Genomic DNA, 12,479 nt, shown 5'->3' with positions numbered 1-12,479 from the left:
TATGCCCGGTTTACGTCAGGAACGTGTGTTCTTATTTCTCAATATATGATATAATGTACCAGAACCTACCTTTTACCTGAACTACGGTTTCTTTGGTAGAATAGTAGAGTTAAGGACAAGGTGCGGTGTGGGAAGAGGAGGAGCTAACATGGCGTTTCGATTCGTGCTTGGGCGTGCGGGCAGCGGCAAGACAACGCTGTGCCTGAACGAAATTAAACAGAGACTGAAGGCGGAGCCGCAGGGGCCTCCGCTCATCTGGCTCGTGCCGGAGCAGGCGACGTTCCAGGCGGAGTACGCTTTGATCTCGGTGCCGGAGCTTGGCGGGACGCTTCGGGCGCAGGTGCTCAGCTTCCGGCGTCTGGCCTGGCGCGTGATGCAGGAAGTGGGCGGTACGGCGCGGCTGCCGATTGACGAAACGGGCAAGAAGCTGCTGCTTCACCGCATTTTACATAAACAACGGGATCGTTTGAAACGGCTGCATACGGCTGCGGACCAAATGGGGTATTTGGATCATGTCAATCAATTGTTTACCGAATTTAAAAGGTATGGCGTGACGTCGGCGGATTTCGGCCGTTTTTATCGGGAGCGGTTTGCGGCGGGAGCCGGGCCGACAGGATCGCTGGCAGACAAGCTGCATGACCTGCAGAGCGTGTATGCCGAATTTGAGGAGGAGCTGTCCCGGCTTTATTTGGACGGGGAAGATTATTTGACGCTGCTCGCCAGACAGATCGGCGAATCGTCCTACATCCGCGAGGCGGTTTGTTGGATCGACGGTTTTCACGGTTTTACACCGCAGGAAGCCGCCGTGATCGAGCAGCTTGCCGTGCATGCAGAGGATGTGACGCTCACGCTGAGCTTAAACCGGCCGTACCGGGCCGGGAAGGAGCTGCAGGAGCTCGACTTGTTCCATCCGACGGCGCGGACGATGGTTCAGCTGCGGCGCAGGCTTGACGAGCTGGGGATTGCCGTCCGGGAGCCGGAAGTGCTGCCGGCGGCGCCGCCGGCCCGGTTTCGCGCCAACCCGATGCTCGCGCACATGGAGGCGCACTGGGGCAGCCGGATGAAGCAGGCGTACCGCATGTCGCCGGAAGAGCGAGAAGGCGCGGCATTGCGTGTTACGGCAGCCGTTCACCGCAGGGCCGAAGTGGAGGGACTGGCGCGGGACATCCGGAGCCTGGTGCGGGAAGAGGGGATGCGCTGGCGCGACATCGCCGTCTCCGTGCGCAACATCGAGGCTTACGGCGATTTGATCGCCGGAACGTTTGCGGACTTCGGCATCCCTTTGTTTTTCGACCAGAAGCGGTCGGTGCTGCATCATCCGCTTGTTGAATTCATCCGTTCCGCGCTGGAAGTTGCCCGGCTTCATTGGAAATATGATGCGGTGTTCCGCTGTGTGAAGACGGGGTTCTTGACACCGCTGCCGAATACCGGCGGCGGGGAGGGCGAGGCGCCGCAGCTCCAAGTCGGCCGCTATGCGTTCGATCAGCTGGAAAACTACGTGCTGGCTTTCGGGATTCAAGGCTCGAAGTGGCGGGTGAACGCGGACTGGACGTACGTTTATGAGGCTTCGCTGGAGCAGGAGGAAGGCCGGCGCGAGGCGGATACGGCTTTTTTACGCCAAATCAACCGCTGCAGGAGGCTTGTGGCTGACCCTCTCGGCCGGCTGCAGGACCGTCTGCGCGAGCGGAAGGCGGTGCGCGACCGCGTAGAGGCGTTGTACGAGCTGCTTGAAGGGCTGCGAGTGCCCGAGCGTCTCGAAGCTTGGGGACAAGCGGCGCTTCGGTCGGGCAAGCCCGAGAAGGCGAGAGAGCACGCGCAAGTGTGGGATCGCGTGATCGATATGTTCGATCAGCTCGTCGAGCTGACGGGCGACGAAGAGACGTCGCTGGAGCAGTTTGCCAAGCTCGTCGAAACCGGCCTGGAAAGCATCAAGCTCGGGCTTGTCCCGCCGACGCTGGATCAGGTGCTGATCGGCAGTATGGACCGCACCCGGTCTGACGGCGTCAAGCATCTGTTCGTGCTGGGCGTCAACGAAGGGGTCATGCCGTCCAAAATCGTCGAAAGCGGCGTACTGACGGAGGCCGAGCGGCTGCGGCTGGCGGAAGCCGGTCTTCAGCTTGCGGAGGACAGCCGGAGAAGGCTGCTCGACGAATCGTTCTTGATTTATAACGCGCTGTGTACGCCCAGCGTCGGGTTGTGGCTCAGCTATCCGCTGGCTGACGAGGAAGGCAAGTCGCTGCTTCCGTCCGATGTGATCCGTCAGATCAAACGGTTGTTTCCGGACGTTCCGGAAAGGCTCCTGCTGAACGAACCGGCTGCGCAAACGACGGCTGGCGAGCAGCTCGAATTCGTGTCGCACCCGAACAAAGCGCTGTCCCTTCTGATCGTGCAGTTGAAGCAATGGATGCGGGGAACGCCGATCCACGGTGTCTGGTGGTCGGTGTACAATTGGTTCGCCCGCCAGCCTGAATATAGCGGCAGATTGGCGAGAATGATGGAGGCGCTGCAGTATACGAACCGGATCCAGCCGCTAAGTCCGGCTGCGAGCCGGCAGCTGTACGGGGACACGATCGAGACGAGCGTATCCCGGATGGAGCGGTTTGTCGCATGCCCCTACTCGCAATTCGTTTCTCACGGCTTAAGGCTGAAGGAACGGCGGATGTTTCGGCTGGAGGCCCCGGATATCGGGCAGTTGTTCCATGCGGCGCTCAGCCAATTCGCCGAACAGGTCGTCCGCGAAGGCGTCGACTGGGGCGGCATGACGGCGGCCGAAACCGAACGCCGTGCGGCACTCGTGATCGATGCGCTGACGCCAAGACTGCAGGGCGAAATATTGCTCAGCTCGAAGCGGTACCATTACATCGCCCGCAAGCTGAAGCAGGTGATCGCCAGAGCGGCGCTCATGTTAGGGGAGCATGCGAAACGGGGGCAGTTCCGTCCGATCGGACTGGAAATCGCCTTCGGCGCAGGCCAGTCGATACCGCCGCTTCAGTACGAGCTGGAGAACGGCGTTCATATGAACCTGCGAGGCCGGATCGATCGCATCGACCGGGCCGATACGGAGCGCGGCACGCTGCTGCGGGTCATCGATTACAAGTCGAGCTCCAAGGCGCTGCAGCTCGGGGAAGTGTACTATGGACTATCGCTGCAAATGATGACGTATTTGGACGTCATTCTGACCCATGCCCCGCTTTGGCTCGGTACGGAAGCTCAGCCTGCGGGGGTCCTGTACTTCCACGTGCACAATCCGCTGCTGAACGTCAAGAATGCGATCAGCGCCGAGCAAATCGAGAAAGAAATGAAGAAACGGTTTAAAATGAAAGGTCTGCTCACTGCCGATCCAGACACGATTCGCTTGATGGATAGCGGTTTGATCGGCTCCAGCGGTTACTCGGAACTGCTTCCGGTTGCGTTGAAGGCGGACGGCGGCTTTTACAAGACGTCTTCGGTCGCAACGGAGGCGGAATGGAATGCGGTGCGCAAGCATGTCCGAAGGACCATTCGCGATATCGGCACCTCGATGACCGACGGTCATATCGGGATCGAGCCGTTCCGTATCGGTACGGCGACAGCCTGTCAAGGCTGCTCGTACAAGCCGGTATGCCAGTTCGATCCGCAGCTTGCCGGCAATGCGTTCAAGCAGCTGCCTGCGCTCGGCAAAGAGACGGCGCTGGAGCTGATGGAGCGCAAAGCGCAGACTCCTGCGGGCGGAGAGAAGGCGCGGACGTTCCGCCCTGCGGCCGCACGCACGAGCCCGCTTGCGGCGCTGGAAATCGGACAGGAGCCTGAAGAGGAGTCGGCGGAATCCGAAGAAGGAGGGAATGAACGATGAAGATGAGCATACCCAGACCAGAGGATAGCACGTGGACGGACGATCAGTGGAGCGCTGTAGCGACTCGCGGTCGTTCCGTCCTGGTGGCGGCGGCGGCCGGATCGGGCAAGACGGCGGTCTTGGTCGAGCGCATCATCCGGCGCATAGCCGATCCGAACTCGCCAATCGACGTTGACCGTTTATTGGTCGCGACGTTCACGAAGGCGGCCGCTGCCGAGATGCGTCACCGGATCAGTGAGGCGCTTGAGAAGGCATTGACCGCCGATCCGGAATCGGAGCATTTGCGGCGGCAGCTGGCGCTGATTCCGCGCGCGTTTATTACGACCCTTCATTCCTTTTGTATGGAAGTGATTCAGAAGCATTACCAGCGTATCGGACTTGATCCGGGCTTTCGTATCGCCAATGAGACGGAAAGCGCGCTGCTGCGTCAAGAGCAGCTGGAGGAGCTGCTGGAAGAACGGTACGGCGAAGCGGCGGAAGGCGATCCGTTCTGGACTTTGGCCGACTCGTTCAGCGGCGATAAGAACGACGAAGGGTTGTTTCGCCTTGTGCAGCGGTTGTACGACGATTCGCGCAGCCATCCTTGGCCGGAGCATTGGCTGAACGAATGCGTACGCATGTTCGGGGAACGGCGCTTAGAAGATGATCATCCGTGGCTGTACAGCCTCCGGGCTGCGGTACGGATAGAGCTGCAGGGCGCAATCGGGCTGCTGCGGGAAGCGATCCGGCTGTCCCGGACGCCGGGCGGCCCCGAGCCGTATTTGGCCAATCTGGACGACGACCTGACGGTTATCGAGTATTTGCTGGAGCTGTCGGAAGGACACGGATGGGAGCATTTGTATCACGCTGTACAGGGCGCGGGATTCGGCAAGCTGAAGCCGTGCAAGGGCGATCATTACGATAAAGAGCTGCAGGAACGCGTCAAGGAGCTTCGCAATGCGGCGAAAGACAAGCTGGCGACCCTCAGGGAGGAATGGTTCTCGCGCAGCTTGGAGCAATACGACGAAGAGTTGAAGCGAATGGCGCCTTTAATGAGCGCGCTGGCCGAGCTGGTCATGACGTTCGGAGAGCGGTATCAAGCGGCCAAACTGGATAAAGGGCTGGTTGACTTTGCCGATCTGGAGCATTACTGCCTCCGCATTCTAAGTGAGGAGGGGGGAACCCCGGACCATCCGGTTCCATCCGCTGCGGCGCTGGAATACCGCGAACAATTCGAAGAAGTGCTGCTTGACGAATACCAGGACACGAATCGGGTGCAGGAAGCGATCGTCGCTTTGATCTCGCGGGAACGGCCCGGCAACCGGTTTATGGTCGGCGATGTGAAGCAGAGCATTGTGCGCCCATAAGGCGCATCAGTTTTCCTCATTAAGCGGAGGGGCTTCCAGGGTATCGAAGTCATGCCGCCCAACTTATCCAAAGGGGAAACCTGGCGGGGAGTGCAGCATGTTGGGAAAGTCGTAAGTTGGTGAGCTAACGCACCACGACTGAACGGCGAGGCATAAAGATAAGTACAAGGATGAAAGCTAAACTGCTTAAAGTCTAGTCTCAGCGGGCCCATGCTTGCCAGACAGGAAAGTTAGCTGCTACCTGTTATCAGCACGCTGACAGTGGATAGATGGAACGCTGTCAGACATCTCATATCGGATAAATGCTATAATATGAGATGATACCCAAGCTTCTCAAGTGCTGACGCACACCTGGACAGGTGGAAAGGACGAAAGGACCATCCGACAACTTATCGCGCTTGGACTGATGTGACTAAATGGGGATTACCTAAGTGAGAATGCCCGATATGGCTATATCCGAAGGGATTGAATATCTCATAAGGTAACGGAGTCTCCGTAGTAGTTCGAGATAGGGAAAGCCTGTCACATGGCGAAGGGAGACAGCTTGTCGGTATAAAATTTGCGGAAAGGAGCGCAAGGCTCCGTGAATTCTAGCGAAACTTTATACCTATTGACCAAGATATCCAGTGAGAAACCTGACTATAGATTTGATAGGGTATATCGACTTTTCTACAACACAGACTTTTACTTCCTGGCCTATAACAATTTATATGCGAATGACGGCAGTGGAACACGGGAGATCGATGGTGTGACCGCTGACAAGTTCAGCTTGGAGAAAGTCAACGCTTTAGTTGAGTCGATGAAAAACGAATCGTATCAGCCTAAACCGGTTCGGAGAACGGGTATCCCTAAGAAAAACGGTCAAAAACGACCGCTCGGGAATCCTTCCTTCCCGGACAGAATCATCCAAGAAATATGCAGGATGATCCTTGAGGCGATATACGAACCCGCTTTTGCAAATTTCAGTTACGGCTATAGACCTAATCGCAGCTGTCACACGGCCCTCCACGAAGCCAAAGTTCAATTCAAGGGAGCGACCTGGTTCATTAAAGGAGATATTAATGGTTATTTGGATCATCTCTCCCATCATAAACTAATAGCTATCCTTGAAAAGAAAATAAAAGATGCCAAGTTCATCCGACTCATATGGAAATTGCTTAGAGCTGGTTATTTGGAAGATTGGAAGTACGACGGTACTTACAGCGGCACCCCTCAAGGCGGCCTTGTAAGCCCTGTTCTTGCCAACATCTATCTGGACTGCTTGGACAAGTGGTTTATCTCTTATAAGGAAAAGTTCGACACGGGTTCTCCGAAAATGAAGAAAGTTTCTACCGAATACAAGAAACTGGACATGCGGGTTGTTCGGGCTAAGCGGAAGCTGGAAGCTGCTGACGACGCAAGCACTCGCGAGACCGTGACTGAATTTATTAAAGAGCAATCCGCTGTAAGGAATAATCTTCCATATGACGCATCGGAAGAATCGGAGTTCAAGCGTATCAAGTGCATTCGATACGCCGGCGAATTTGTCATCGCGGTCTGGGGCAGTAAAGAGCACAGTGAAAAGATTAAACAGGATGTCAAGGATTTCATGCTTCGGGAATTGGAGATTGAAGGGTCGGAAGAAAAGACGCTCATCACTCATGCTGAAGCAGGGACTAAATTCCTTGGGCACATCATGAAGGTCAAAAGCGACTGGAATTTCAAAAAAGATCAAACCGGCGCCAGAAAGAGAGAGGGGCATGATCGTGTCGAACTCTATATGCCGGATGATATCGTCAGGAACTTCATCATCAAACACAAGATGGTTAAAGACATTGATGCCAAGCCATGGCGGATGCTCCACATTCCGTCCATCATCCATCTTCCCGATATCGAAATTGTTGCGTTATACAACGCACGCCTTCGAGGTTTATACAATTTTTACAAAATGGCTATGAATGTGAGCACGTACATGCGGCAATTGCGGTATGTTATGGAATACAGCTGTTTGGCGACCCTTGCCAACAAGCATAAGTCCAGTATCGCTAAAATAAAGCGGAAGTTCGCTGTTGATAAGAATTGGGGCATTCCTTACGAAACGAAAACAGGTCTAACCAAGACTCTCTTTTTCTATAAGGACGGATTTTCAAGGGCCAAGGCTCCCTATACGTTGTCTGACCCGGACCTTCATCCCCGTCTAATGCCTTTCTTCAACAATGCTGCGAGCTTACTCGATCGGCTGCGTGCCGGTCAGTGCGAGCTCTGCGGTACAAACGACTTCAGGCTTGACTATGAAGTACATCACATGAATAAACCCATTAACCTCGGGGGCAAAGAGATACGGGAACGAATGAGGATCGGCAAGAACCGGATCATGCTTATCGTTTGTCCGGAATGTCATCATAATATCCATCAGGGTTACTAGGAATCTAGGGTCGAGATGACAAGTGGCGAGCCGTATACCCGGAGACGGGTACGTACGGTTCTGAGGGGAGTTCTTCGAAACCTGTCACAGCAATGTGACAAGGCGCGGGGTTCTTACCCTACTACCGCTTTCGGCTGGCAGAGCCGGGATTGTTTCAGGAGAAGTATAAAAGCTATCGGGCGGACGGCAGCGAGCCGGGGCAGCGCATCGATTTAGCGCGTAACTTCCGCAGCCGGCGCGAGGTGGTCGACGGGACGAACTATATTTTCCGTCAGGTGATGAACGAGAGCGTCGGCGAGATCGACTACGACGCCAGAGCGGAGCTCGTCTGCGGCGCGTCCTATCCGGAGGACGGGGGCGACCGTGCGGCCGAGCTGATATTGATCGACAGGTCTGCGGATTCCCGTGAGGAGCCGGGCGCAGGCGCTTCGCCGGACGCGGATGCGGAAGGGCAGGAACCCGAAGGCGGCGGAAGCGACCCGATGTCGGAAGCGAAAGAACTCGAGACGGCCCAACTGGAAGGGCGGTACATCGCAGAGCGCATTCTTTCGATGATGGGAGCGGACGGCGGAAGCAAGTACCAGGTCTATGACAAAGGTGCGAAAGCGATGCGCGACATTGCGTTCCGTGACATCGTCGTGCTGCTGCGGGCGACCCAGCAGTGGGCGCCGGTGCTGATCGAGGAGCTGCGCCTGCGGGGGATTCCGGCTTATGCGGAGCTGAACACCGGTTATTTTTCGGCGACGGAAGTGCAGGTTGTGCTGTCGCTGCTTCGGATCATCGACAACCCGTATCAGGATATCCCGCTTGCCGGAGTGCTCCGGTCGCCGCTCGTCGGCTTGGACGAAGAGGAGCTCGCGCATATTCGGATCGGACGGCGCCACGGACCGTTCTTCGATGCGGTTCGCGCTTACATCGGCCGGGAATCCGCAAGCGGCGCGCATGAATCTGGGCAGGCTCGTCAAGCCGCAAGCGGTTCGGGAGATTGGCTTGCGGCGAATGGAAGCGGGAGCGGCGATCAGAGTGCAGCCGGAACGAGCGAAGCGGACTTGGCTGGCTGCGGCTCGGAAAGCGAGCAAAGTCTTGCGCAAGCCTCCAACGACATGTTCGTACCGCGTCCGGCGTTGCGGCACAAGCTTCAGCGGTTCCACGAGGCGTTGAAGACGTGGCGGCTGCAGTCGCTGCAAGGGCCGCTTGCCGATTTGGTCTGGGATATTTATCGGGAAACCGGTTATTTCGACTTCGTCGGAGGGCTGCCCGGCGGGGAACAGCGTCAGGCGAATTTGCGGGCGCTGTACGACCGTGCCAAGCAATACGAAGCGACGAGCCTTCGCGGCTTGTTCCGGTTTTTGCGGTTTGTGGACCGGATGCAGGAGAGCGGAGGGGACCTGGGAACGGCCCGCGCGCTTGGGGAACAGGAAGATGTCGTGCGGATTATGACGATTCATAAGAGCAAGGGTCTGGAATTCCCGGTCGTGTTCGTCGCCGGCTGCGCCAAGGCGTTCAACCGCCGCGAGCTGACTGATGCATTCCTGCTGCACAAGGAGCTCGGCTTCGGCCCGAAGCTGACGGAGACGGATACGCGTGTCAGCTATCCGACGCTGCCGTGGCTTGCAATCAAGCAAAAAATCAGGATGGAATCGCTCGCCGAAGAAATGCGAGTCTTGTATGTCGCGTTGACCCGGGCGAAAGAGAAGCTGATTTTGCTGGGAAGCGTGCGCGGTTTGGAGAAGCTGCTCGGAACCTGGGGACGTTACGTCGGCCGCGATGTGCTGCCGCTGCCCGACGATACGCTGGCCTCGGCCCGCTGTTATTTGGATTGGATCGGACCGGCTCTGATGCGTCATCCGGACGGAGAGCTGATGCGGCAAGCGGTAGGAATCGACGAATCGCCGCATGCGATCGTGATGCGCGAGCCCTCGCGTTGGCGAATCGAAATTTTAAGCCAGGAGCGGTTCGCCGGAACGGTTCAGGCGGCGGCGGGGACGGAAGCGGCGAGCTCGGATCCCCGTTGGGCGTCGCTTGCCCGGCTGGAGCCGGTGGACGATACGGAACGCTGGGAGCGCGAAGTATGGCGACGGTTATCGTGGCGCTATGCGCATCCGGACGCGACGCAGGTGTTCTCCAAAACGTCGGTGACGGAGCTGAAGCGGCTTTCCGAGCACGACAAGCTGCTCGATCTGCTGGCGGAAGACGGGGCTGCTGCGACGGTACGCTGGGACGAGTTCGGCGAGGCTTTGTTCGGCGGAACGGCGAAGGCGGCACGCTCGTTGCATGCATCCGCTCCACAGAGCGAATCCGGCACAACGAGTGAATGGCCGGCAGCCGGCGCTTCGGGCCGGCGGGCTTCGGCTTACCGGCCTCTCATCGTGAGGCGGCCGCGCTTCCTGGAGCAGCGGGAGCTGAATGCCGCCGAGCGCGGATCGGTGTTCCACGCGGTTATGCAGCATATGCCGCTCGGCCGTCTTCCGCAGGAAGCGGATATCCGCGAAACGCTCGCGGATCTGGTGCGCAGGGAACTATTGACGGAGTCGCAGCGCGAGCTCGTCGACCCGCAGGTGATCGCTTCGTTCTTTCAAAGCGAGCTCGGCGGTCGCCTGCTGTCCGCGCAGCGCGTATACCGCGAGGTGCCGTTCAGCTTCGGCCTGCCCGCCAGGGATGTATATCAGGGAGACGAAGCCGGACTTGCCGAGGAGACGGTCATGCTGCAGGGCGTCATCGATTGCTTGATCGACGAAGGCGACGGTTACGTGCTGCTCGATTATAAGACGGACCGTTTAAAAGGAGCCTCTCCGGCCAGCATCGCGGAGAAATATCGGCTGCAGCTTCAATTGTACGCGAGAGCGGTTCAGTCGATTTGGAAAAAACCGGTGCACGGTACGTTCATCTTTTTGTTCGACGGCGCGCATATCGTGGAGCTTTAGCCCTCAGGGGCGAATGCCCGGATACTAGAAACGCGAAGGAGGAATGAATCCCATGCGGATTTTGCATACGGCCGACTGGCATTTCGGGCGAACGCTGGAGGGCCGCAGCCGGCTGTCCGAGCAGGAGGCGTTTGTCGACGAGCTCGCGGCGATCGTTCGCGATCAGCAGATCGATCTCGTCCTGCTGGCCGGGGACGTCTACGACTCGGTCAATCCGCCGGCGGCGGCGGAGCAGTTGTTTTACGAGGCGCTGGCGCGACTGTCCGATCAAGGCAGCCGACCGGTGTTTGCCATCGCGGGCAACCACGATCACCCGGACCGGCTGACCGCAGCCGCGCCGCTCGCCGGGAAGCTTGGCGTTACGCTGATCGGGCTGCCTGAGCCCAGGGTGCATCGCGTGCCGATCGCCCGAACGGGGGAGACGGCGGTTTTGTTCGCGCTGCCGTATCCTTCCGAATCGCGGCTCCGGGAACTGCTGACCGATGAAGCCGACGAGGCGGTGCTGCGTGCGGCTTATTCGGATCGCGTGCGCCACATCGCGATGGAACAGGCGAAACATTTCGGTCCGCAAACGGTCAATTTGCTGATGAGCCATTTGTATGTGCTCGGGGGCAAAGAAACGGAATCGGAGCGGCCGATCCAGGTCGGCGGCGCTTATACGGTGGATGCGTCGGCGTTGGCGGTCGGCGCCCGTTATGCGGCGCTCGGGCATTTGCATCGTCCGCAGCAGCAGCTGAGCGGCGATACGGTTATCCGGTACAGCGGTTCTCCGCTGGCATACAGCTTCTCTGAAGCGGGACAAGCGAAGTCGGTGACGATTGTCGACTTGAAGCCGGGCGGCGAGCCGGTGCTGGAGGAGGTGTTCCTCTCATGCGGCCGCCCGTTGGTGGAGTGGAAGGCGAAGGGCGGCTTGGCGGAAGTGTACCGCTGGCTCGATGAAGCGAAGGACGCGACAGCCTGGATCGATCTGGAGCTGCATTTGCAGGAGACGATCTCGCTCGAGCAAATCCATCGGCTGCGGCAGACGCGGGAAGGCTTGATTCATATCCGGCCGGTTTATCCGGAGCTGGAAGCGGAGAGCGAAGCCTACCGGGCGACTTCGAAGCTGCCGATGGATGAGCTGTTCCGCCGTTTCTACGAACGGCAGACCGGCGGCGCGTTGCCCGAGCCCGAGCTGACCCGGCTGTTTCTGGAGCTGCTGTCGGATGAGCAGGAGGAAGAAGAATCGGCTTAACGCTTACCATAGATTGGCAGAAGGGAGGCGCGTACGATGCGTCCGATATTGCTGCAAATTGGCGGATTGCAAAGCTACCGCGAAGTGCAGGAAATTGATTTCGGGGCTTTGACCGGGGCGGGCGTGTTTGGTATTTTCGGCCCGACGGGCAGCGGCAAATCGACGCTGCTGGACGCGATTACGCTGGCGCTGTACGGCAAGGTGGAACGTGCGCCGGGCGGCACGCAAGCGGTTATGAACCAGGCCGAGGACACGCTTTCCGTATCGTTTACTTTCGAGCTGGCCACGGCTGGAGGAAGCGAGCGGTATCGGGTAGACCGCCAGTTTAAACGGAATGGCGAGCTGTCGATGCTCGGCAGTCTTTGCCGCTTGATTCGCTACGAACAGGGAGAGACGATCGTTCTCGCAGACAAGGCCGGCGAAGTCAATCAGCATGTCCAAGAGCTGCTTGGCTTGTCGATGGCCGATTTCACCCGCGCGGTTGTGCTGCCGCAGGGGAAGTTTGCGGAGTTTTTGACGCTTGCGGGCAAAGACCGGCGGGCGATGCTGCAGCGGCTGTTTCACTTGGAGCCGTACGGCGATCGTTTGAGCGCGAAAACGGCCAGCCGCTATAAGGCGGCCGATGCGGCCGTCAAGGAGCTGCAGGCGGAGCAGCAAGGGCTTGGCGACGCTTCGGCGGAAGCGCTCGCGCTGGCCGAGACGCGGCTGGCCGAGGCCCGCGAGGCGTGCGCGCGCGTGC

The 12,479-nt window shown here is 58.4% G+C and carries 5 protein-coding genes and 1 pseudogene; all 6 read left to right on the top strand.

The window, feature by feature from the left end; translation table 11 throughout:
* Window positions 1-148 precede the first annotated feature (148 nt).
* Window positions 149-3,832, top strand: coding sequence for a helicase-exonuclease AddAB subunit AddB (gene addB / locus PVA01S_RS08695; protein ID WP_127606876.1), 3,684 nt, complete (start codon window positions 149-151; stop codon window positions 3,830-3,832).
* Complete coding sequence (locus tag PVA01S_RS08690) at window positions 3,829-5,178, top strand: UvrD-helicase domain-containing protein (protein WP_307720672.1); 1,350 nt, start codon at window positions 3,829-3,831, stop codon at window positions 5,176-5,178. Before addB ends, PVA01S_RS08690 begins: the two co-directional genes overlap by 4 nt.
* Before the next feature lie 748 nt (window positions 5,179-5,926).
* Window positions 5,927-7,582, top strand: a complete 1,656-nt coding sequence (locus tag PVA01S_RS08685) for a reverse transcriptase domain-containing protein (RefSeq protein WP_164751781.1) — start codon at window positions 5,927-5,929, stop codon at window positions 7,580-7,582.
* A gap of 122 nt (window positions 7,583-7,704) precedes the next feature.
* Window positions 7,705-10,506: pseudogene (locus tag PVA01S_RS08680) on the top strand (3'-5' exonuclease); the annotation flags it as partial.
* 52 nt (window positions 10,507-10,558) lie between these two features.
* Entirely contained in the window at window positions 10,559-11,740 is a 1,182-nt protein-coding gene (locus PVA01S_RS08675; protein WP_127606870.1) for an exonuclease SbcCD subunit D, read from the top strand.
* Window positions 11,741-11,776: 36 nt separating this feature from the next.
* A partial coding sequence (locus PVA01S_RS08670) for an AAA family ATPase (RefSeq protein WP_164751780.1) occupies window positions 11,777-12,479 on the top strand: 703 nt, incomplete at its 3' end.

This window comes from Paenibacillus validus NBRC 15382, from assembly GCF_004000985.1.
In the GTDB taxonomy this organism is placed as follows: Bacteria; Bacillota; Bacilli; order Paenibacillales; family NBRC-103111; genus Paenibacillus_G; species Paenibacillus_G validus.
This window is presented reverse-complemented; position numbering and strand designations above follow the sequence as displayed.

Bases quoted from the DNA above. Each gene is read 5' to 3' on its own strand.
- addB (WP_127606876.1), top strand. From the start codon at position 149: ATGGCGTTTCGATTCGTGCTTGGGCGTGCGGGCAGCGGCAAGACAACG.
- PVA01S_RS08690 (WP_307720672.1), top strand. From the start codon at position 3,829: ATGAAGATGAGCATACCCAGACCAGAGGATAGCACGTGGACGGACGAT.
- PVA01S_RS08675 (WP_127606870.1), top strand. From the start codon at position 10,559: ATGCGGATTTTGCATACGGCCGACTGGCATTTCGGGCGAACGCTGGAG.